The following is a 21,512-nucleotide window of genomic DNA, read 5'->3' as shown; positions in this document are numbered from 1 at the left end:
TGCTCTACTCGCTTTAGTGCTTGTAAATTTTGTGACGGGGGCGGTCAGAGAGGATTTCTTCTTTGCCCCAGTTGGTTACGGCGTGGAAGGCTTCACTCTGGATGAAGTCTTTGAATGCCTGCTCATCGGACCATTCGCTGGTGATCATGTACGAGGCATCATCGGCAACATCTTTCCACAGATGGGAATTGTCGTGGCCTTCCGCGGTGTTCAACGCGGCGAGCACACTGGCAAACTTTTCCTCAAATAATTCCTGCTTACCAGAGATAACGTGGTAATTCATGCCGACGGTAATCATAGAGTAACCTCCTCCTCAATGGATTTTAATGTTCAAAATCATGACGATCAACTTAGTCCCGGCACAGCGATGTCTGCAATTTGTATTTTGCTGATTAATCTGTATTATGAAAGTGATTCCGTTTTTTTTTGTGTCATTACTGGTCTATTTGTTTTTATAATCATTTTGCGGGCTTGAGTTGAAATCATTATTTCCAGAGGAGAAACTCTGTCCGGATCATCTCAAATTCCTGTTTCAACAGACTTTCATTGAACGGGGAATCTCTCAAATGGGACAACATAATGCCGACTGGTATGCAGCAGCATTACAGAACTTGACTGACAAATTGATTGCGCTCAATCTCCAGAAACAGATCATGTTCATGAACCCTGCCGCTGAGCAACTGATCGGCAGGAGACAGAGCGATGTACAGGGTAAATCTGTTTCTGAGGTTTTGGAATTTTCTAATCAGTCACAGATGTTCGACCACAGTCATTTACTGGATTCGGTTCTGCAGTCCGGCCGGACAGTAAATATCCCAGACGGGACCTTTCTGAAAGAAAGCCACGCTGCAGAGCATTTAATTGCGGGGCGAATTTTACCGGTGAGGGAGGAAACCGGGGAAATCATCGGAGCACTGTATCAACTGCATACAAAATCTGTTGATCAGAACACTCATCCCAAACTCGGTCTCAATGAGCATGTCTTACACACGTTTATTGAAAACGCACCTATCGCGATCGCTTTATTTGATCGGCAACTGCGGTATCTGGCAACGAGCCAGCGCTGGCTGGAGGACTACGGTCTGGACGGTGAGAATTTACTCGGTCGCTACCATTATGAAGTCTTCCCTGAAATCCCGGAACACTGGAAAACAGCGCATCAGCAGGCACTGGCCGGTTCGGTCTTACGTAACGAAGAATGTTTTATTCGTGCGGATGGTTCGCTGCAATGGCTGCGCTGGGTGATTCAGCCCTGGCATGAATCGCCGGATACCATTGGTGGTATAGTAATGCTGACCGAAGATATCTCTGAGAGAAAGTTACTGGAAGTCGAAAACCGGAAACTGCTGGAGCAGTTTGCTGCCTCTCAGAAAATGGAATCCATAGGTCGGCTCGCCGGTGGTGTGGCACATGATTTCAACAATATGTTGAATGTCATCTTAGGGCATGTCGGACTGGGATTACTGGACATCGATGCGAAACACCCCCTGTACGACCATCTCGTAGAAATTCGCAGTGCCGCCGAACGTTCTGCGGAATTGACTGAACAATTACTGGCCTTCGCCAGTCGTCAGGTGATAGAGCCCAGGCTGCTTGATCTGAACGAGACCATTGAAGACATGATCAAAATGCTGAGGCGGCTGATTGGTGAGGATATCGAATTTATCTGGTTGCCGGGATCATCCCTGGGACTGGTTAAAATGGATCCCTCACAAATCGATCAGATCCTGGCCAATCTGTGTGTGAATGCCAGCGATGCAATCTCCGGCATTGGAAAAATTACACTGGAAACACGGAATATTGAATTTGATGAAGCATTCTGTCAGGAACATCCGGGTTATATTCCTGGCAAGTATGTGCAACTGGCAGTGAGCGATACTGGTAGTGGCATGGATCAGGATACATTGAATAGTATTTTCGAGCCTTTTTTCACTACGAAAAGAGCGGGAAAAGGAACCGGCCTGGGACTGGCTACCGTTTATGGAATTGTCAAACAGAATAAAGGCTTGATTCAAGTCAGCAGTGAAGTCGGAAGTGGTTCGCGATTTGAAATCTCTCTGCCTCGGCAGGCAACAGGGGAGAAAACTAAAATCACGAAGGAAACATATGAAACACCTGAAGGCAATAATGAAGTCATACTGCTGATTGACGATGAAGTAATGCTGGCGCGTACCAGTCGTGATATTTTGGCATCTCTGGGTTATCAGGTCCTGACGGCCACAAACCCCCGTGAAGCGATTCAGACCGCACAGAATTTTCAGGGTAAGATCGACCTGTTGATCTCAGATGTGGTGATGCCGGAAATGAATGGGAAAGATTTATTTAACACTCTGAAGATCATTCGCCCCTCACTGAAAGTTTTATACATCTCGGGCTATACAGTGAATATCATCGCCGATCATGGGGTACTGAAAGACGGCATTATCTTTCTGCAAAAACCATTCAGTCGTCATCAACTGGCCGTCAAAGTGCGACAGGTGATCGATGAAGAGCAGCCTAACCATTCTGAAAGTTAAATCAATTCGTTAAATGAAGGTTCGTCCCCAATAACCAGAAACGCGTGCCGCTGGTCTGTCAAGGTGGCAGTAAAATTGAAAGATCATGCCGTCGGGCAGAACCGGTTGCCGGAACAAGCCCGTCTCAGGTTCCTCATTCTGACGGGATCCTTTTTGTCTCACCGAATTATTTAGGTATATTCTTGACAGCTCCGCGCGTGGCTGATATAACTAATTTATTAGGTATTCTTTTTATCTGATCAAACCTGCAACATTCGGGTATCTCTATCCACTGAAAAGAGAACAGACTGGCGATGGAAACTGCTCCTACCGAACGTGAAATGGAAATCCTGAAAGTACTCTGGGCGATTGAAGAAGGTTCGGTCCGTGATGTGCATGCGCGACTTGAACCCTCCTCGGGCCTGCATTTCAACACGATTCAAACGCAGCTGCGCATCATGGATGACAAAGGGCTCGTTGCCCATCGACGCCAGGGGCGTTCTTTTCTGTATCGACCGCTGCGCACGCGCGAAGAAGTTTCATCGCGATTTCTGCATAAGGTTTATGACGGCTCTGTGAACGAACTGATGTTGAACATGTTAAGTTCAGAAAAACTCAGCGACAAAGAATTAAGTGAGCTGGAAGCGCTCATCGTGGAAGCACGTCAGAAAAAGGGACGCACTCGCAAAGGGAGAAAGTGATATGTGGTGGCTCAATGAAACAGGCGCGTGGCTGGTCCATTCAACGGTATTCGGTGCGATCATTCTCTTCCTGGGAGCCGTCGCAATCTGGCTGTGTCGCGAGCCTGTTTACCGCATTCGCCTGATTCACTGGACCTTCGTCGCCTGCCTGCTGGTGCCTCTGCTGCAACAGCGAAACATCATTCCCCGATACTCGCTGAATCTCTGGCAGGAGGCCGGCAGCATTACTGAAACACAAGTTGATCACCCGCCATCTCAGAATCATCAGATTCCCTCCGCCGCAACGGAGGTCGCACTTCAGGAACCACGGCCTCGCTTCGAGACGGCAACCAGCACGAACACAGTCTCCCCGCCGCCAAGCCGTTCCGCAAACGCAGCACAGAAGGAAACACGGGCCGCGAATGAGATCGACCTGTTTTCAATCCTGTTTCGCACGTTACAGATAATCTATCTGACGATCGTCGGCTTTTTCCTGTTACGAACCGCCGTGGGATTCACCCGCCTGTGGTTCATTACCAGGGCGGCACAGTCGGCTCCGGTTGAACTATGCGATCTGTTTGCTGCCGTCACCGGGACTCCAGCTCCAGCCGTCAGACTGCTGGTCAGTTCCCAGGTACGAACTCCCGTCATGTGGGGACTGTGGCGGCCGACCATTGTGATCCCCGCTGAACTCTTAACAAAGTCGAACCAGGCAGAACTTCGCTGGTGTCTGGCGCATGAATGGTCGCATGTGCTGCGACGTGATTTCGGCACACTGCTGCTGGCCAATCTTGTGAAGCTGCTCTGTTTTTATCAGCCCGCTTACTGGTGGTTGCGGCGTCGGTTAATCCTCAACCAGGACTTTCTTGCCGACGCATTCGCTGCCCAACAGGGGGAATCGACCGAGGATTATGCCGCCTTTCTCGTCTCGCTGGCGCGGGCAAAACATCAACCGAAACTGGCAGGGACGCTCGGCATTCGCGATCGGCGTTCCCAGCTGCTGCAGCGGGTCAGTATGCTGGTGAAATCAACGCAGCCGCTCCTGCTGAACTACCGGCGATTGCCGGCATTTGCCATCATCGTCTCTGTATTGCTGATCGCTGGTGGATTGAGTGTCCTGCGCCTGGGTGCTGCACCCCCTGATGAGAAAAATACTGTCTCGGAAACGAACACAGCTGCACAGACAGAAAAGCAACCCGAAGCGACTCCCACCAGAGACAACTCCAATTCAAAACCTCAGGACAAAAAGCAGAAGACGCTTCCCGATCCCGTGACGTATACCGGCATCGTCGTTGACCGGTTCACGGGTGAGCCAATCCCCGACGCGACTGTGGAAATCTCTCGTCAACTAAGTCAGGACCCTGCGACAGGTGGCTGGAGTACAATACGAACGACAACGCACAAAACCGACCAGAATGGAAATTATCGTTTCACGCTGCCTCCGGAAGAAGTCGCTGAACACTATCTCTATATCGAAGTGGATGCCCATCACCCGCAGTATCAGTCTCTGGGCCGCCAGGGTTACGGATATATCATGATTCTGAAAAACCTGAAAAACGGAGCTCCTCCTTTTTTCAGTAAGCTCAAACTGATCCCCGGGAAAGAGATCTCGGCAGTGGTCCAACAACCGGATGGAACACCGGCGGCCAACATTCGAGTCTTAGTTTATTCCAAGCGTCCTCCACCGGACGAAAAAAAACTCCATTATGAATTTGGCGCGTTTCAAACGACCTGGACCGATCAGGACGGGCGTTTCCGAATGACAGTCGCGACTCCTGGAGACGGGGTCGTATGGGCTTTCTCAAAAAAGTTCAGCCCTTTAGCGCATCGGCTGGGAGATCAGCGAGGTGATCTGGGAATATTAAAACTTGAGGCAGGTACGCGATTGCGCGGGCAGGTACTGGATCTGGATGGAAAACCGGTCCCCGATGTTGCCGTCAATCTACGTCGTAACGGAGATGGAAAAGAGGCCGATGAATTCTTACAAGCCAACGCGGTAGCGAACGCGATCACAGCCGGTACAAAAACAGACAAGAAGGGGCGTTTCGAACTGAATCCACTACCCCCGGGAAAATACAAGGCGGTTGTGGATGAGCAGGTGGAAGATTACACCGAAGATCCCGAACGGGCAGCAACGCTGAAGCTGGATCACACTTTCATTCCTTTAGAAGTGACCATCGCTGAAGGTCAGCCGCATGAACCGATCCTGTTTAAGGAAGTTCCTTCTGTGATCGTCCGTGGTCGCTTTTTCAACAGTAAGGGGGAACCAAGGGCAAGTCATAAACAGCATATTACCGGCAGAATCAACGGTCAGTTTATTTTCCGAACGAGTACACTTCCGAAGAACGATGGCTGGTTTGAATTCAAAGTCCCCCGTGGACTCGAACAAACAGACATCCAGTTTATGACCAACGAACACGGGGCTTTACTCTGGCGATTGAAACCGGAAGACCCTCTGCACTTTGGTTATATTGCCGAACTGGGGACGCTGAATGAGGACCTGACCACGCTGGAAATCGTCCGCTTTACCGCACCGATTCTGCTGCTGAAAGCCGTCGATGAACAGGGGAATCTGATTCGCGAGTTCAAAATCAGCAGTAAGTACACATCCCTTCCCAAACCAGAGAAACGTTTACTATATGCAAATGGGGGTGACGTCGATTTTGAAGCGCAGGAGGATGGTCGCTGGAGATCCAGTCAATTGCTGCCGGATCGGGAACTCTCCATTTCGATTGAGAAGCAGGGGTTCACAACAGAGCCACAGACGGTCAAATTGAAAGAAGGGGAAGTACGAAACATCGAATTCGTGCTCAAGAAAACAGAGTGAGAAACTCACTCTGATTTTTCTGCCTGAGAATCCAACGCGTCAGCTTCAATCGTCGGGTGTCCGTCTTTGAGCTGATAACGCAGCGGTTTTCCGGTCTGCGGGTCGACAGGAATTTCTGCGAAATAAGTGGGAACCAGTTCCTGCAGTGATTTTGGAAACCGGCCATGGTCCCGGCGATACATCTCAGCTGCCAGTATCGTCAATGCTGCCGCACGATGGGTTACCGAATTCTTGTGGAAATTCATATAAGTGTAGGACTCGAATGGAGACATCAACAATAAGGCCGGCAGATATTTGAGACGCAACTCAGGGGAATCCATCAGGCGGTGATATTCTTTATTGTAAGCATCTTCTGCCTCTGGAGTTGCCTGGGTAATCGCCTCAATCAGGAGCTGGTTTAAATACAACAACTCACGACGCATCTCTTTGCGATCCGCTATCTGCATCGCCAGGAAACCTGACTGGACCTGAAACGGGATCCAACTGTTTCGATCTGGTTCTTTTGGATCCTGCCTGACCAGAGACGGAATCGTCGAGAGCAACAGATTACGATCATGAATTGAACTCTCTGCCAGTGTCTGCAAGCTCTGGAAGCCACGTATTGTAAATCGGCCATCATCATTACCATCGTCTGTGTAGGCATGCTGTAGAAGATTCTGAACATCCTGTTCTCGGGTCTCACTGATATTGAGTGGCGGCATCGGCATTTGTTGTACTTTTTGAAAAAGGACCTTCAACTGTTGATCATTAAACAGATTTGGATATGTCTCTACGATCTCTGCAGCCAGTCGTGCGCTACGACCTGCCTCTCCGTTTGCGCTACTCTGGATGATGGCCCAGGGACCCGTCTGACGGTAATGTTCAACGACATTGATGCGCGCCAATAACAGTTCCAGACAGCGTTCCGCGTTACCCTCTTCTGCTGCCAGATGAATCGCACCGGTTAACAGGGAGATAACACTGCCACTCAGTGCCTCAGCTTGCGGCAGGTAAATGTTGAAGTCTGTATTACCTGCAGGATTCATCTCATAAGGTCTGTTCAATTCCCGAAATTGATTCAGATCATTCGGCAAAGGTCGATTGATAAATCCGAGTGCAGGTCGGCTTGCCGCCTGAAGATACGTATCGATCTGCTGGGAATGTGATTTCAAATACTTTTTCACATCAGGCCAGTCCTTGCTGGCAGGTCCATCAGACATCTCGGCAAGATTGAGTTTTGCCGATTTGATTCGGTCAACTTTTGTTAACATTGAGAGCCCCTGCAGGTAAAGAGGCCATGCGCGCTCTTCCCTGGAAATCTTGCGGCTCTCGTCATCCATCTGCTGGATTACATCGAACCGGATTGTGGGCCGCGCGACCATTAAGCGAACAGTCACTACAGACCAGGGAATCAGGATGAGTATCGACGCGACAATCAGTGTCTGCCAGACCCGACGGCGGGCGCGCCAGTGGAAAGGACGATTACGCAGACGTGCGCGGCGGATAAGCTTCGCAGCGGTCTGCGGAGAGCCGAACGACTCGATCAGCGCTGCTTCGCTTTCCCCTCGCTCAAGACCATCGGCAAAGTGGGCACAGAGTTCGCGAGCCACGTCCTGTTTTTCTGCCGGCCAGAGTCGGGTTCGCTGCACCACATTCAGCACGACCGCCAATACAGGCTCCGACAGACGATACTCGAGCAGTTCTCCCAGCGAATCCGTTTCGTAAACCAGACCGCTCAACGCCGCCGCTTCGCCACATTGACTGTTAATTGCTTCCGGCGAACAACCGCCGTCCAACTGCCACTGCAGCGTCTGACAGACCTGCTTCAGCATCCTGCGGGCAGCACGTCGTTTTACACCTTCGTGAATCACAATCCGTTCCACCGTCGGCCATAAACGGGCGGGTAGCGGGGCATTCAAAATCCAGTCGGTGCGGCGCGTAATGCGAATTAAAGCGGCGATGCTGGTCGGCTCACTCAGCTGTTCCACCAGTTGCGTCGCCGCACAGCCTTCGCGCAACAGACTACTGCAGGATTTCGTCAGTCGAATCGCAACCTTCCAGCGCAGCCGACTATCCAGATGGTCTGTGATCTGCCGAATCGCTTCGATCAGATTTTCAGGCAAGGCACTTGTATCGAGTTGTTCCAGTGGTTCCGGGGGACCGGTGATCTGTCCACGGAGCAGATGCGAAATCGGCGTCTGCAGAATCTGTTTCCATTTGGGGAGTGAGGCGGAGGCGGCGTTCATGCTTCCCCTCCCTGTAATCTGGGGGGCGTATCGGCGAGAATGCCCAGGCTCTGCATCGCGCTGGCGACGGCGATCCACTGGGCCGTGTCATTCGCCAGGCGTTTTTTCCCTTTCGCGGTGAGCGAATAATATTTCCGTTTGCGGCCGCTGTCCGCTTCCTGCCAGCTGGGACGAATCAGCCCCTGCGACTGCAGGTTATATAAAAGTGGATAAAGCGTGGACTGCCCCATGTCGAGTATGCCGGCCGTCTGTTCGGACAGCGCTTCCACGAGTTCGTAACCATATTTCGGGCCCTCTTCCAGCAGCTTCAAAACCGCTACCGGACCGGCACCCCGCATCAGTTCTCGTTCGATGCGCATGATTGATTCCTTCCACAAAAGGGTAAGACAACTCACTTAATTACATACTATGTGTAACATAGTATGTCTGTCAAGGATTATTTTTTCGCTGAGTTGAATCGCTGCAAACACCGTGTTTTTTCTGCCACGAAAAACACGAAATGACACGAAAGAATCTGTTTGGTAAGAGGTAACGACATCGGGTGGCCTCGGATGTAATCCGAGGTTGTCGCAGACAACAGGAGGTTGTGGGTGAATCTGCTTCGTCTGTGTTGAAATTGAGTTTATGATTGATACTCGTGAATGGATTCCTGCTTGGTAGGAAATCTCTTCTGAATTGATTGAGTGAGCTGCGACCTCCCGCTCGCTGCGCTCGGCCCGGATGTGCATCCGGGCCTACCCATTGCTTTTTACTTTCGTGCGGTTTCGTGATTTTCGTGGTAGTAAATCCATTTTTCTGAACAACGCCGGGTGGTCCCGAATGTAATTCGGGATTGTCGCAGACAACAGGAAACTGACAGGGAATATTTTCGAACCCTTAATGAGTTTCCAATTCTAGTTTCTGTAGAGTCAAATTATCTGTTCGCCTTTATCTGATTGATTTCAGTTTACTGAATTCATCGATTCCACTATCACTTTCCTGCTCGCTGCGCTCGGCCCGGATGTGCATCCAGGCCCACCTAATGTTTTTTAATTTCGTGTGGTTTCGTGTTTTTCGTGGTAGTAAATCCATTTCGTGAGCCACGGCTCACAGCGGGCGGGCTGTAAGTCTTACAGGCCGTTTTTGCAAATCGGACCGATTCGGATCGCAAATTTTCATCGCTCTTTTGGACAGATTGCGCAGTTTTACAGATCGCAGGACTGGCACAGTTCTTGCAGAATGGGGATCCGGTTGGGATTTAGATTCTTAATTCAAGGAGGATTGAAGAATGGTTGTGTTACTCGCGCTCGCTCTGTGTGCAGCGACATCCAAGGCCCCGCAGGTTGTGAATGCGGACTTTGAAACCGTTGACCCGCGTTCCACGCTGCCCAGTGGCTGGTATTTTACTTCGCTGCCTGGTCAGTCCCAACTGGTCAGCTACCAGTCTCAAATGGAGCCCCAGGCAAATGGTTCGCGTGTGCTGGCGATCAAGGTGGCGGCAGACCATCCCCGGCAACAGGTGGTTTACAATGCCCACCAGGATCTGCAGGGATTTCAGGCGGGAAAAACGTATCGTGTTTCTGCGCGCGTTAAGACACAACGTCTGCAGTCGCTGCCAATGGTGGTGGTACAGTGCCTGGATCAATCTGCAAAGAAACCGCTGGGGTTTGCCCGTTCGGAACAGCGGGAACTGAAACAGGACCTGGCGGAATGGGAGACCATTCAAACCGAGATCAAAGTACCGGAAGGGACCGGCACACTCCGGCTGAGAATTGGTATTCCCTCGCAAGGTAACGCCGGGGGTACGGCGCTGATCGATAATGTGCAGGTCGCAGAAGTCCCATAAACGTTTTCACTGGTGAAGCACTTAATTGAGACTGTTTTCCCGGCCTGAAGCACTTTTAACTGTATCCAGTTTTATTGTCACGTCTCCAGGTCCATTTGGACCGAGTATATTATGCTGAGAAACGCTATGGTGAAATGGGATGCGCCCTAAAACAGGCCGGGGATCAGTCTGCCTGCAGTCGCGACCTGGACCACTTCATTGGGAACGCCGCGGGTGATACGAAGTTCGCCCAGGTCGAACAGCGTGTGCATGATACTGGTCACAAGGTCCTTGCGTTCAACAGGCTCGGTCTGCGGACCGCCGGCATGTCGGTCTGACTGACCAATCACCTGCCCCATGTTGAGACCGCCCCCGCTTAACATCAGCGGCGATAAATTACCCCAGTGATCGCGACCGCCGCGGCTGTTGAGTTTGGGAGTGCGTCCCATTTCGCCCGTGCAGACCAGGAGAATGTCATCGCTCAAACCCCGCTCGCGCACATCTTCCAGAAACGCAGAGACCGCGTGATCGAAGGGGACGCCCATGTAATCCATCCCCTCGGCCACGCCCGCGTTATTACTGTCGGCGTGCATGTCCCAGACAAAATTTGTGGTGATCGTCACAAACCCGCAACCCGCTTCACACAGACGACGGGCCATCAACAGCAGCTTACCCAGCGATTGCGCGTTGTCGATGTAGCGTTGATAATTCTTCCAGCGCCTGCTGATTGTTTCGGGCCGGACCAGCGGAGCGGTATCGTAGCGGGCCACGACCCGAGGGTCTTCTTCCGATAAATCAAAGGCTTTGGAAACACCACCCAGAATCACGTCAAACGCCTGTCGCTGCAGATCCGAGGAGGCAGCGAACGTCTCGCTTTTCTCAGCTGCCCAGCGGGCGCGATCCAGTTTGGCGAGTAACAGTCGGCGATCATCAAGACGGTTCGGGGAGATCGACAGTGACATATTCGACTGCAGATCACCGCCGGCACCAGGAACGAACGGCGCGTAGGCACTTCCCATCTGCCCCGGTGAATCGAATTTGCCAAACTTCGTAATGGCCGGCATCATCTTTTCATCAATGGCCCGCGGAAACAGCACCGCATTCGTAGGCATTCCGTTCCTGGGATGATTCGAACCCACCACACGCGAATACAGCGATCCCAGGTTGGCATCGAGCGTATCCTTGTGGACAATCGGTTTGATATCATGGCGACTGTCACCAGAACGATACGAACGGATAATCGAAATGCGATCGGCCTGTTGCGCCAACTTCGGAAATGTCCCTCCGTATGTCACGCCGGGAATTTTCGTTGAGACTTCGCCCGTCACACTGTGAATTCCCGACGGTGCCGTCATCTTAGGATCGAACGTCTCAATCTGACTCGGTCCCCCATGCATAAACAGGAAGATGACCGATTTATTCTTCAACAGCGTCCCCGAACCCGCCGCTTGCGATTTCAGTGACATGAGGCCAGGCAGAGTCAACCCGCCGAGCGCAAGACCGCCCGCGCGCAGGAATTCACGTCGACCCTGTTTGCCGTGATGATTGCAGAATGAAAGCATGATTTTTTCCTGAGCCAATGAAAATCGTCTGCTTACAGGTATCGTCAAATATATCAACTATTGTTTATGCTTTCCAGCTCTATCTCATCAGAAAGTCTATCGCGTTCTCCGGGGTTGGCAGGTTTTTGTGTCGATTGAAAAACGGCGTGCCGCTTTATTACCAGAACTTCCACCACGCGTGTCGTGACGAGAGCCTGCGAATTGCTCTGCTGGTCGATTTACTGAGAATTTCATCGACCAGTTCTCCAATCGAGCGCAAATGTCCGCGACTGCGAAACCCGCTGGCATCATATTGAACGGGTCTGTTCGTCTCCTGCAGCATCTTCTTTGCAACAGGAATCACCCGTTCGTCGCCCAGTTGACTCAGCCCTTCGACTGATTCCATCCGTTCGAAATCGTCTCCCTTCTCTGCCCATGCGAGCAACACCTCGCGAGACGGACCGTAGTCCAGCTCTGCCAGCAGCTTCAGCATGCTGCCTCTCGTCAAGGGATCGATCTCGTGATCCAGAAGTGCGATGACTGGTTCTACGGCTTCCCGCGCAGAGATCTGACGCAAACCCAGGGTTGTATAAAACCGGATCATATCCTGACTGTGACCCAGCAGCCTGAGCAGCAGATCCACATCTTCCGGCTTCCACTTGATGGTGTAGACGGCTCGATACTGGATGTCTTCATTGGGCGGATCGTTGATCAGCGCCAGCAGTTGAGCCCGCGACAGTGCACCTGCTTTATCGAGGGTTCGAAAAGCCGCCTCGGTCACACTCTGAACGGGATCGCGCAAGCGCGCAAATACCCGGTCGCGCCAGCGCGGCGCATCGAATTCCATCAGCGTCAGGATCGCTTCCTGCCTGGGTTCGGGAGCCACATCAGAGAGTAATTTACCGACCGCCTCTTCTGCATAATGCAGATCGAAATTACGAATCATTCGACAGGCGCTGGCGCGGACTTCCGAATGAGAGTCGAACAGGAAGCTCGGAATCAAAGCCTGCGATTCGGTGGAGAGTTTCGAAAATCTCCAGAGCGCGCTCAACGCGTCTGCTTTGTCCAGATCGCTTGACTCCGGATCCTTGAGCAGCGTCAGCAACTCTGCTTCCGTGCCCCCCATGTCCATCCCGAACCAGAAAATTTTATAACCGCCCAGCAGTTCATCCAGCCAGCGTTCATACCAGGTCAGGAAATCGGGTTCATACGTGACGAATGGCGTCTGACCATCCGCATCGGCATAGACGACACGCCCCCGGAAGGCGCCCGTCACAATCAGCAGCATTTCATAAGCGCAACCTTGCGAGCCGATGGAGAGGGTGCCCTGAAACGGCGTTTTCGTGTCGAACTGATCCGCCCAGTCGTCAGTACGTTCCATCCGAAAATAGAGCGGACAGGGGCGCGACAGATAATCGGGACTCAGTTCATCGCCGATCCAGTCACTGAAGTCATTCCATTTTTCTAATGGATAAATACCATAATACGGACCGGCGCCCCCATTGCCGGCGTACAGTAGAAAGGCCCGAAATTCTTCAGGCAGGCGGATCTGATGTTCGGCTTCGAAATCGAGCAACGCCTGTTCTTTGATGGGGGGATTGAGTTCATAGCGATGGGTCTCGGCACCAAGATCGTCCGGAAACTGTTGGCGTACTCGCTTCAGCTTTTCCAGGATTCGTTCGATTTGCTCTCGGTGTGCCGGGTTCATTGATTCACGATTCTGATTTACTGGCATGTTTCCTTTTGTTAATGAAGTTCATTTTATGAGGCTGTGATTGCACATTGTTATCACAGTCTTAACAGGACAGTTGATTCCCGAAAAGGTTCTGTCGCCGCGACTGACATTCTAGAGGGTATCACAATTAACCATAGCGTCTCTCGATCTAAGATACTCGGTCCAAATGGCCCTGGAGACGCTACAGTAAAACTGGACACAGTCTATTATACGCAGTCCAGATCCCCCTGAACGCCGACAAATTGTCTCGGAAGCGTTTTCCTGTCACGAGAATTCGTCGTCAGGTCTTTTCTTTCCCTTAAACCAGTTGGTATGATAAATCATTGCTTCATTTCTTCATGCTTTCAGGATTCATTGAAAGGAACTTCGGATGCGCTTGCTGATGATGCTGGTTTTATTCTGCGCTGTTTATACCCCCCTGCAGGCGGCCCAGAAGCCGAATATCCTGTTCATCGCCATTGATGACCAGAACGACTGGATCGGCTGTCTGAAAGGGCATCCTCAGATCAAGACCCCGAACATCGACAAAGTGGCCGCGAAGGGAACCCTGTTCGCGAATGCCCACTGTCAGTCGCCGCTTTGTAATCCATCGCGAACCAGCCTGATGACGGGCCTGCGACCTTCGACCACCGGCGTGTACGGTCTGGCCCCCTGGTTCCGTACGATCGATCGTTTCAAAGACCGGGTCTCGCTGCCGCAGTACCTGGAACAGAACGGTTACAAAACTTATACAACCGGCAAAATTTATCATGGCGGCTACGGTCGTAAAAAAACCGATCAGGAATTCTCGGTCATCGGACCACCGGCGGGAGTGGGAGTAAAGCCGCCGAAAAAACTGGTGCAGACCCCCAATCCGCATCCGCTGGTCGACTGGGGTACGTTTCCACATAAAGACGAAGAGAAAGGGGACTGGCAGGTCGCCAGCTGGGCCGTCGATCAGTTGAACAAAAAACCGCAGGAACCGTTTTTCCTGTCGGTCGGATTTTTCCTGCCTCACGTTCCCTGTTACGCGACACAGCAGTGGTTCGACCTGTATCCGGAAGAGACGTTGCAGCTCCCTGCGTTTCTGGCAACCGACCGGGACGACACGCCCCGCTTTTCCTGGTACCTGCATTGGAAACTGCCCGAGCCCCGCTTCAAGTTTCTGCAGGAAGCGAATCAGTGGAAGAACCTGGTCCGTTCGTACCTGGCGTGCACCAGCTTCGTCGACAGTCAGATCGGCCGCGTGACCGATGCACTTGAGAAAAACAATCTGGACGAAAACACGATCATCGTGATCTGGTCGGATCATGGCTGGCATCTGGGTGAAAAACTGATCACGGGGAAAAATACACTGTGGGAACGTTCGACGCGGGTCCCGCTGATTTTCGCCGGCCCCGGGATTACGGAAAATGCAGTCTGCGAAAAACCGGCCGAACTGCTGGACATTTATCCCACGCTGATCGAGTTGTGTGACCTGCCGGCCCGCACGGACCTGGAAGGACACTCACTGGTGCCTCAACTGAAGGATGCCAACACGCCTCGCAAATGGCCTGCCATTACATCTCATAACCGCAATAACACTTCAGTGCGGACCGAGAACTATCGGTACATTCATTACGCCGACGGATCGGAAGAATTTTATGACATGAAACAGGATCCGGCAGAATGGAAAAACCTGAGCGGTGATCCCAATTATGCCAAGCTGATTGAAGAGCATCGCGCGTGGCTGCCTACTGTGAATGAGAAGCCCGCGCCGGGCAGCAAGCATCGAATTCTGCGTTATGAAAACGGTCAGGCAAACTGGGAAGAAGAAGACATCAAGCCCGACGATCCGATTCCTGAACTGTAAAAAATCGTCGCGTATTCGCAGCCGATATACATCGGAAAATCTGCAAGCGAATGCCCGCAGATAAAACCAGTTTTACCATTCAGTAAAATCGTGACGGCTGTTTTTCTGGCACACGATTTCTGCCGAAAATTTTGTGATGCGCGTTCAAGATTCGTCACTCGCGCTGCCGAACTAAGCGTGTATAACAATTAAAACTGGGAGCAAGTCTCTGCTGATGAACCCAAGACAGACGCTCGCGTCTGAGTAGTCAGTTGTGGATCTTGTAACCCAATTGTAAGTGTTACACAAACAGGAGTACTACGTACTTTAAGGGTTGGGAGCTTGGGCTTCCAGCCCTTTTTTATTGCGCGTGTTCTTAACGCGACTGCGTGGCCCAGTAGAGCTGTTTGTGCCCATGCGATTCGAATTCCGCAACCTTCTGTTTCGCGACTGCTTCCGAGAGCCCCGCTTCAATCAGAAAGCGATTCCCGTCATCCCCCTGCCGCCAGACCGACCAGTTTTCCGCCGGTGCAAGTTGGTCATCTGTACTATTTTTGTGTGTCGTGTCGTCGTTCATTTTGGTCCCAGTGTATGTGATTGCTTTTCCGCTGGATACAAAGTGAAGACCGGTCTTTTCTCTAACGTCACAGGTGCATTCAGTCGTCTCTGTTTGCTGAACCGCCCTTCTAACCGGATAAATTCCTCAGCCGTCATTGTCTTCGTGCGAACATAGCTTCCCTGGTTCAGCGAATAGATGGCGAACTCTTTGGGGCCAGGTACATTCTCCTGTGCCACCCATTCAAATCCGGCGTTGGCAAGTTCGTATATTCCGTCATTGTCGATATCAATGATCCGCAGAGAGAAGCGGCTTCCATCCTTGTAGATCTGCCTGACCCCCGCAGATGTGACTTTGAAGATTGTCAGAAACGCATTATCAGCGACTCCACCTGTTGACGTCAGCAGCACTTCATCAGACCCATCTCCATCTAAATCAATGCGATGAAAAAAGGAATTTCGCGGGTAAGTCGAGCCGAAATACAGCAGACGTGGATCATCGGCTTTCATGTTCTGTGTCAGTAGTTGTTGAAATGTATTTTCCACTAATACCTTTTCACTGGTCACAGCCAGAAATCGTCCTTCTCCTTCCCTGTTGTTACCAATCCAGAAAATGACTCCCTCTTCCGGGGGATCAAGACCGTCGGTCTTTCGAAACACCCACATCTGCTCCGGGATAATGGGTACCTTGAACTGCAATTGAATTTTCTCTGCAGGGCCCCCTTCAACCTGACCCCGGGAATCATTCACCCACAGACACGCCATCAGCAATAGCACCACCAGCACGAAACGGCCGGCGCTGGAATTAATAAAACCTGATATGATCTGCATCGTTTCCCCTCGATTCATCTTGAACTCCTTACTATCTAAGAGAGTATAATCGAGCGCGTCCTCAGTAACACACGATTTTCGGGAGAAGATTCCATGCGGCTGCCTGCCACTACCGGAAACTCAATTCAGAACAGACTGAAGCTGGCCCTGATCCTCGGCTTGCTGATCTCTTTACCCGACTGTCTAACAGCCGACGAAACCCGGGACCTGATCTGCGAAGTGAAAAGTCTCGCTCTGACCGACAGCGCGGATCAGACTGCTGCTGGTCTGCCGCCCCTCAAGCTTGACAATCGTGCGATCGCTGCACATTCACCCTGCCCCAAAACATTGTTTTCCATTTCCAGTGAGACACGTGACCTGGTACTGAGTATTACAGGTCCGAATGGTACAGACTGGCGTGAGATTTCGCTCAAAAAAGAAGATGGTTCTCGCTGGGCAATTGGCTACATTAATTCCATCTCCCTGTCTCCGGACGGCACAACTCTGCTGGTGATGCAGGCGACAGGCCGGCTTGCAGTCATCCGCGAACAGTCAGCAGGTTATATCGCACGCAGCTTTCAGTCATCCAACTATCGCCAGATGGACATCGGAATCGAATCTGAAAATAAACAGGACATTTTTAGACTTTTTGAGTTTCCAGGATCAATCCGGATTTTAATAAATCCCGAGCAGCCCTACATTGCGATGCGCGGCCTGGAAATAAAAACTTTCTGCTGGCTGGATGAGAATCGATTTCTGGCGATTTCATATGAGGATGGGCGAATCATTCAATTCGATACCCACACCATGCGCGTTCAGCGAACGCTGCGGCCCAGTCAATGGAAATGGAGTCGACACACTGGCAACTTGCAGTTTTTTATTGAAGAACATGGGAAATCCATACCCGGTGCCAAAATCAATCTGGCAGAAACGGGAACATCGATCTACCTGAAGCTCGTCGGCGTGTATGCAGATCAGTATTTGCTCTACCAGGATCTCTCTCAAAAGAAACACCTGCTGGAACTCAAAACAGGCAAAGAAATCGACTGGCCTCTCCCATACAAAGATACTCCATAACGGTCTCTCAATCTGAATTTGCCATTCTTGACTGTCACATTTCACCTGACTACCTTAGACTTTCATAACGATTGACAGACAATGAAAAACTCCAGAGGTGATAATATGTTCGAAAACGAAATTGCCATTAACCAGTTGCAGTTGAAGCAGTTGGCCACCATCGTGGCGGATCTGCCTGAGGAATGTCTCTTCACGCGCGGACAGGGGCACGGACATCCGCCGGTCTGGATTCTTGGTCACCTGGCGATTGTCGGCGAATTGGGACAGACGTTTCTGGGCGGCAGCCTGACGCATCCAAACTGGGCGCCACTGTTTGGACCCGGTTCCAGTGATGACGTTCAGCCAGAGGAATCTCTGACGCGAGACACGTTGATCACGTCGCTCAATCAGGCTTATGAAACTCTGCAGTCAATGGCGGCGGAAGCGAAGCCGGAAGAAGTATCCGGGCCGCATGGGATTGAGTTTTTTGAAGGGACCCCCGTGCAAACAGTGGGGCATGCAATCTCGCTGCTGCTGACGAATCACTTTGCCTTTCATCTGGCGCAACTTTCCAGCTGCCGCCGCGATCGGGGGCTGGGGCATATTTTTTAAGCCGCCGATTTGCTGTGAAAACAATTGCAACCAGAGGCTACTTTGTTTAGTCTGAATAGACTCACTGAGACTGCATAGCGCCGCTTTTGTTTTTTCACAGACAGGCTGAATTCATGATGCATCGTACTGCGCGTTTCCTGTTTTGTTTCTCACTGCTGACGGGTTGCCTGGTTGGTTCGGCTCTGCTGGCAGCGGAGAAAGAGCCGGCGAATTCGGACCAGACCACCATCGTCACCTTTGGCGATTCGACCACCGCGACGCGCGGGCCGCTGGTCGTGTATTCGATGATTCTGCAGAAAGAGCTGCCCACAGAAGACAAGCCCGTGAAAGTGGTGAACTCCGGGATTGGAGGACACACGACGCAGAACGCCATCGCCCGGTTTAAAAAAGATGTGCTGCAGCATGATCCCGATCTGGTGGTGATTCAGTATGGCATCAACGATTCCGCCGTCGATGTCTGGCGCGATCCGCCGGAAACGAAGTCGCGGGTTTCGGTGGAACAGTATGACGCCAACCTGCGGAAGATGATCAGACAGCTCAAAGAAAAACAGATCGCGGTGATCCTGATGACGCCGAACTCGCTACGGTGGATTCCCCGCATGAAACAGCTGTATGGCAAACCCCCGTATGATCCCGATGATCCACAGGGGTTCAACGTGCTGCTGAAATCGTATGCGGCTGCGGCGCGGAAGATCGCGAAAGAAGAAAACGTGCCGCTCATCGATGTGTATGCGGCGTTTGAAAACTATGACAAACAGGACAATCAGGCCGCCGATGATCTGCTGCTGGACGGCATGCATCCCAACACAAAGGGGCAGCGAATGGTGGCGGATCTGCTGCTGCCTCAAATCAAAGCGGTACTGGCGAAGCAGGACAAATGAACGCCTGCGATGCGGTCTCACCTGAATTCCTGCGGTAACGGTCGATTTTTGCGCGGGATCGCTGTATCGTAGGAATCACTTCAGCGGGTCGCTCACTCCATCTGATTTCGAAAGTCATTCAGGGTTCTTTCCTCATGCAGTCACTGTCGTTCCTCGATTTTGCCGTCATCGCCGCATATCTGATCGGAACACTGGGCCTGGGTCTGTATATCGGTTCCAAAATCAAAACCGGTTCCGATTACTTCCTGGCCGGCCGCAAGCTGCCGTGGTGGGCGATTGGCATGTCGCTGGTGGCAACCGATATTGGTGCTGTCGATATTGTCGGAACGGGGGGAGCCGCGCATCAGCATGGTCTGGCGGTCGCGAATTTCGAATGGATCGGCTGTGTGCCAGCGATGATCATCGCCGCGTTTGTGTTCATCCCCTTTTTCTGGCGGAGCGGCGTGACCACGATTCCCGAATACATGGAACGGCGGTTCAATGTCGCGGTCCGCTCGGCGCTGGCGATCTGCTGGATCATTTTTATGGCGTGCAACCTGGGCATCATGCTGCTGGCTTCTGCGAAAATGATGCACGTGCACCTGGGTATGACCGTCAATACCTGCATCTATCTGACCGCGTTCCTGGTCGGCATCTACACGATTTCCGGTGGTCTGGCGGCGGTCGTCTACACCGACATGATTCAATGCGTGATCATGATCGGAGGCTGTCTGCTGGTGCTTGTACTGGGAATCATCGACCTGGGCGGCATCGACAATTTTCAGGCTGAGATCAAAAAACAGGAACAAATACAGATCGAGAAGCAGGCAGCTGCCAGCGAACAACAGGAAGCAGAAGCAGAGCCGAAGGCAGGCGTTCCCGATGTCTCGCATACGTCACTCATTCTGCCTGCCGACGCCGACACGCCGTTCCCCTGGACGGGGATCTTCTTTGGTCTGGCATTGATTCTGAGCCCGGCTTACTGGATTGGTAACCAGGCGATTGTGCAGCGTTCACTGGGCGCCAAGAGTGAATTCGATGCGAAAGCCGCTTATGTGTGGGGCGCGCTGTTGAAAAATCTGGTGCCGGTCGTGGTCGCAGTGCCCGGCCTGATCGCGTTTGTGAAATTTCCCGAACTGACCGACGGCGACCAGGCGTTTCCCGAACTGATTTCGCATCTGCTGCCAACCGGATTAAAAGGGTTGTTCCTGGCGGCCTTCCTGGCGGCGCTGATGTCGAGTATCGACTCCTACCTCAACTCCGCATCGACAATTGTGACCAACGATTTCTATAAACGCTTTTATCGCAGAGACGCCAGTGATGAATCGCTGTTGAACATCGGCCGCGTGGTGACGTTTCTGCTGGTACTCTGGGCGATCGGTTTCTCCTTCTTTCTGATGACCCGCAGCGAAGGTATCTACACGATCTTCCAGACACTGATGGCGTTCTTCCAGGGACCCGCGTTTGCGATCCTGCTCACCGGCCTGCTCTGGAAGCGGGCAACCGGCGTGGCTGCCTTCATCGGGTTCATTGTCGGTGTCTGTTTTTCAATCACGCTGTTCGCGTTGAACCAGGCGGACGTCTACACGGCTTTGGGGATCGAGCCTTTGTTCCAGATTTCCGAACCGTTTCTCTACTTTTCGATCTGGGCGTTTGTGGTTTCGTTTTCACTGATTGTGATCATCAGCCTGCTGACAAAACCAGAGCCGGAAGAAAAAATCGCGGGGCTGGTATTCAGTCTTAAATCACGAAAGGAGACCGCATGACGCCGCTGCATCACATTGGTAATTTCGTGCGTGACCTGGTGGTACAGATTCCGATGTCCGCCGTCCGACTGCTGTTTGTCGGGACCCTGGTCGCCGTCCTGATCTGGGTCTTGCGGCTCCCCCGCGAAACAACGACTGCAGAGAACGCGACGCACTGGTATCAGAACCTGAAAATCTGGGCCTGCCTGGCACTGGCGATTCAGATTGTGATCTACAGCATTTTCTGAATCGGGGCAGCTGTTTTTTTCTACCACGAAAAGCACGAAATGACACGAAAGCATTTGGTTGGTGAGCGGTCAGAACCTGGGTGGTCCCGAATGTAATTCGGGATTGTTGCAGACAACAGGAAACTGTCAGTGAAAGACTTCAAACTGGGGACGAGTTTCCCATTTGATTTTGTAGGGTGCGGACCCATGTGTCCGCCCGCCTGGAGAAAATCTACTGGTTTCTGCCTCGGAACGGGACCATTAAAAACATTCGTAGCACGACAATGTAAAGCTCATCGATATTGCGGGCGAACACATGGGTTCGCCCCTACCTGAAATGATCACTTGCTCTGACAGTTTCCTGCTCGCTGCGCTCGGCCCGAATGATATTCGGGCCCATCTATGAAGAACGTCTTGTCAAGTGATTTTATTCTTTGCGCATGGATCCCTTTCTGAGACACAATCAAGCGGTACGCTCAACCATCTATTCGGGATCGACCACTGTTGCAGGCCGTCGCCATTAAACATCC

At 51.9% G+C, this 21,512-nt stretch carries 17 protein-coding genes; 10 read left to right on the top strand and 7 right to left on the bottom strand.

The features are described from left to right. Positions 1-13 precede the first annotated feature (13 nt). On the bottom strand, positions 14-298 hold the full coding sequence (locus tag ACN0YN_RS25680; RefSeq protein ID WP_417387889.1) for an antibiotic biosynthesis monooxygenase family protein: 285 nt from the start codon (positions 296-298) through the stop codon (positions 14-16). A 268-nt stretch (positions 299-566) separates the two neighbouring features. Here ACN0YN_RS25680 and ACN0YN_RS25675 point away from each other — a divergent pair, with 268 nt between their 5' ends. The 3 genes from ACN0YN_RS25675 to ACN0YN_RS25665 all read left to right on the top strand — a co-directional run bounded on the left by ACN0YN_RS25675 (position 567) and on the right by ACN0YN_RS25665 (position 6,002). Then, the gene (locus ACN0YN_RS25675) at positions 567-2,516 is read left to right on the top strand and encodes a PAS domain S-box protein (RefSeq protein ID WP_417387888.1); all 1,950 of its coding nucleotides are present in this window, start codon (positions 567-569) and stop codon (positions 2,514-2,516) included. Positions 2,517-2,809: 293 nt separating this feature from the next. Continuing rightward, positions 2,810-3,196 (top strand): BlaI/MecI/CopY family transcriptional regulator, encoded by a 387-nt coding sequence (locus ACN0YN_RS25670; RefSeq protein ID WP_417387887.1) that lies wholly within the window; start codon positions 2,810-2,812, stop codon positions 3,194-3,196. Between the two features lies 1 nt (position 3,197). After that, on the top strand, positions 3,198-6,002 hold the full coding sequence (locus ACN0YN_RS25665) for a carboxypeptidase regulatory-like domain-containing protein (RefSeq protein WP_417387886.1): 2,805 nt from the start codon (positions 3,198-3,200) through the stop codon (positions 6,000-6,002). A gap of 5 nt (positions 6,003-6,007) precedes the next feature. Here the strand turns inward: ACN0YN_RS25665 and ACN0YN_RS25660 are convergent, their stop codons facing one another. Both ACN0YN_RS25660 and ACN0YN_RS25655 read right to left on the bottom strand, forming a co-directional pair. Then, entirely contained in the window at positions 6,008-8,227 is a 2,220-nt protein-coding gene (locus ACN0YN_RS25660) for an HAAS signaling domain-containing protein (RefSeq protein WP_417387885.1), read from the bottom strand. After that, complete coding sequence (locus tag ACN0YN_RS25655) at positions 8,224-8,586, bottom strand: PadR family transcriptional regulator (protein WP_417387884.1); 363 nt, start codon at positions 8,584-8,586, stop codon at positions 8,224-8,226. The genes ACN0YN_RS25660 and ACN0YN_RS25655 overlap by 4 nt, the downstream gene beginning before the upstream one ends. A 908-nt stretch (positions 8,587-9,494) precedes the next feature. On the opposite strand from ACN0YN_RS25655, the gene ACN0YN_RS25650 reads away from it, so the two are divergent. Further along, on the top strand, positions 9,495-10,052 hold the full coding sequence (locus ACN0YN_RS25650) for a hypothetical protein (RefSeq protein ID WP_417387883.1): 558 nt from the start codon (positions 9,495-9,497) through the stop codon (positions 10,050-10,052). A 146-nt stretch (positions 10,053-10,198) separates the two neighbouring features. Here the strand turns inward: ACN0YN_RS25650 and ACN0YN_RS25645 are convergent, their stop codons facing one another. Beyond that, positions 10,199-11,593 carry a DUF1501 domain-containing protein gene (locus tag ACN0YN_RS25645; RefSeq protein WP_417387882.1) on the bottom strand — a complete coding sequence of 465 codons (1,395 nt, stop codon included), beginning with the start codon at positions 11,591-11,593 and terminating at the stop codon, positions 10,199-10,201. A gap of 157 nt (positions 11,594-11,750) precedes the next feature. After that, positions 11,751-13,307, bottom strand: coding sequence for a HEAT repeat domain-containing protein (locus tag ACN0YN_RS25640; protein ID WP_417387881.1), 1,557 nt, complete (start codon positions 13,305-13,307; stop codon positions 11,751-11,753). A gap of 370 nt (positions 13,308-13,677) precedes the next feature. Here ACN0YN_RS25640 and ACN0YN_RS25635 point away from each other — a divergent pair, with 370 nt between their 5' ends. Next, the gene (locus ACN0YN_RS25635; RefSeq protein ID WP_417387880.1) at positions 13,678-15,138 is read left to right on the top strand and encodes a sulfatase; all 1,461 of its coding nucleotides are present in this window, start codon (positions 13,678-13,680) and stop codon (positions 15,136-15,138) included. Between the two features lie 355 nt (positions 15,139-15,493). Here the strand turns inward: ACN0YN_RS25635 and ACN0YN_RS25630 are convergent, their stop codons facing one another. Next, positions 15,494-15,694 (bottom strand): hypothetical protein, encoded by a 201-nt coding sequence (locus tag ACN0YN_RS25630; RefSeq protein ID WP_417387879.1) that lies wholly within the window; start codon positions 15,692-15,694, stop codon positions 15,494-15,496. Then, positions 15,691-16,521: an FG-GAP repeat domain-containing protein gene (locus tag ACN0YN_RS25625; RefSeq protein ID WP_417387878.1), complete on the bottom strand. Its 831-nt coding sequence runs from the start codon at positions 16,519-16,521 to the stop codon at positions 15,691-15,693. Before ACN0YN_RS25625 ends, ACN0YN_RS25630 begins: the two co-directional genes overlap by 4 nt. Before the next feature lie 75 nt (positions 16,522-16,596). Between ACN0YN_RS25625 and ACN0YN_RS25620 the strand changes: the two genes are divergently transcribed. The 5 genes from ACN0YN_RS25620 (at position 16,597) to ACN0YN_RS25600 (ending at position 21,003) form a co-directional block, all read left to right on the top strand. Further along, a complete protein-coding gene (locus tag ACN0YN_RS25620; RefSeq protein ID WP_417387877.1) occupies positions 16,597-17,559 on the top strand; it encodes a hypothetical protein in 963 nt (320 codons plus the stop codon). A gap of 105 nt (positions 17,560-17,664) precedes the next feature. After that, positions 17,665-18,150 (top strand): DinB family protein, encoded by a 486-nt coding sequence (locus ACN0YN_RS25615; protein ID WP_417387876.1) that lies wholly within the window; start codon positions 17,665-17,667, stop codon positions 18,148-18,150. A 113-nt stretch (positions 18,151-18,263) separates the two neighbouring features. Next, positions 18,264-19,031 carry an SGNH/GDSL hydrolase family protein gene (locus tag ACN0YN_RS25610; protein ID WP_417387875.1) on the top strand — a complete coding sequence of 256 codons (768 nt, stop codon included), beginning with the start codon at positions 18,264-18,266 and terminating at the stop codon, positions 19,029-19,031. Between the two features lie 134 nt (positions 19,032-19,165). Further along, entirely contained in the window at positions 19,166-20,776 is a 1,611-nt protein-coding gene (locus ACN0YN_RS25605) for a sodium:solute symporter family transporter (protein WP_417387874.1), read from the top strand. Then, positions 20,773-21,003 (top strand): hypothetical protein, encoded by a 231-nt coding sequence (locus ACN0YN_RS25600; protein WP_002644904.1) that lies wholly within the window; start codon positions 20,773-20,775, stop codon positions 21,001-21,003. The genes ACN0YN_RS25605 and ACN0YN_RS25600 overlap by 4 nt, the downstream gene beginning before the upstream one ends. The last annotated feature ends 509 nt before the right edge of the window (positions 21,004-21,512 follow it).

This window comes from Gimesia sp., assembly GCF_048260065.1.
Taxonomy (GTDB): Bacteria; Planctomycetota; Planctomycetia; order Planctomycetales; family Planctomycetaceae; genus Gimesia.
This window is presented reverse-complemented; position numbering and strand designations above follow the sequence as displayed.

Bases quoted from the DNA above. Each gene is read 5' to 3' on its own strand.
- ACN0YN_RS25680 (WP_417387889.1), bottom strand. From the start codon at position 298: ATGATTACCGTCGGCATGAATTACCACGTTATCTCTGGTAAGCAGGAA.
- ACN0YN_RS25675 (WP_417387888.1), top strand. From the start codon at position 567: ATGGGACAACATAATGCCGACTGGTATGCAGCAGCATTACAGAACTTG.
- ACN0YN_RS25670 (WP_417387887.1), top strand. From the start codon at position 2,810: ATGGAAACTGCTCCTACCGAACGTGAAATGGAAATCCTGAAAGTACTC.
- ACN0YN_RS25665 (WP_417387886.1), top strand. From the start codon at position 3,198: ATGTGGTGGCTCAATGAAACAGGCGCGTGGCTGGTCCATTCAACGGTA.
- ACN0YN_RS25660 (WP_417387885.1), bottom strand. From the start codon at position 8,227: ATGAACGCCGCCTCCGCCTCACTCCCCAAATGGAAACAGATTCTGCAG.
- ACN0YN_RS25655 (WP_417387884.1), bottom strand. From the start codon at position 8,586: ATGCGCATCGAACGAGAACTGATGCGGGGTGCCGGTCCGGTAGCGGTT.
- ACN0YN_RS25650 (WP_417387883.1), top strand. From the start codon at position 9,495: ATGGTTGTGTTACTCGCGCTCGCTCTGTGTGCAGCGACATCCAAGGCC.
- ACN0YN_RS25645 (WP_417387882.1), bottom strand. From the start codon at position 11,593: ATGCTTTCATTCTGCAATCATCACGGCAAACAGGGTCGACGTGAATTC.
- ACN0YN_RS25640 (WP_417387881.1), bottom strand. From the start codon at position 13,307: ATGCCAGTAAATCAGAATCGTGAATCAATGAACCCGGCACACCGAGAG.
- ACN0YN_RS25635 (WP_417387880.1), top strand. From the start codon at position 13,678: ATGCGCTTGCTGATGATGCTGGTTTTATTCTGCGCTGTTTATACCCCC.
- ACN0YN_RS25630 (WP_417387879.1), bottom strand. From the start codon at position 15,694: ATGAACGACGACACGACACACAAAAATAGTACAGATGACCAACTTGCA.
- ACN0YN_RS25625 (WP_417387878.1), bottom strand. From the start codon at position 16,521: ATGAATCGAGGGGAAACGATGCAGATCATATCAGGTTTTATTAATTCC.
- ACN0YN_RS25620 (WP_417387877.1), top strand. From the start codon at position 16,597: ATGCGGCTGCCTGCCACTACCGGAAACTCAATTCAGAACAGACTGAAG.
- ACN0YN_RS25615 (WP_417387876.1), top strand. From the start codon at position 17,665: ATGTTCGAAAACGAAATTGCCATTAACCAGTTGCAGTTGAAGCAGTTG.
- ACN0YN_RS25610 (WP_417387875.1), top strand. From the start codon at position 18,264: ATGATGCATCGTACTGCGCGTTTCCTGTTTTGTTTCTCACTGCTGACG.
- ACN0YN_RS25605 (WP_417387874.1), top strand. From the start codon at position 19,166: ATGCAGTCACTGTCGTTCCTCGATTTTGCCGTCATCGCCGCATATCTG.
- ACN0YN_RS25600 (WP_002644904.1), top strand. From the start codon at position 20,773: ATGACGCCGCTGCATCACATTGGTAATTTCGTGCGTGACCTGGTGGTA.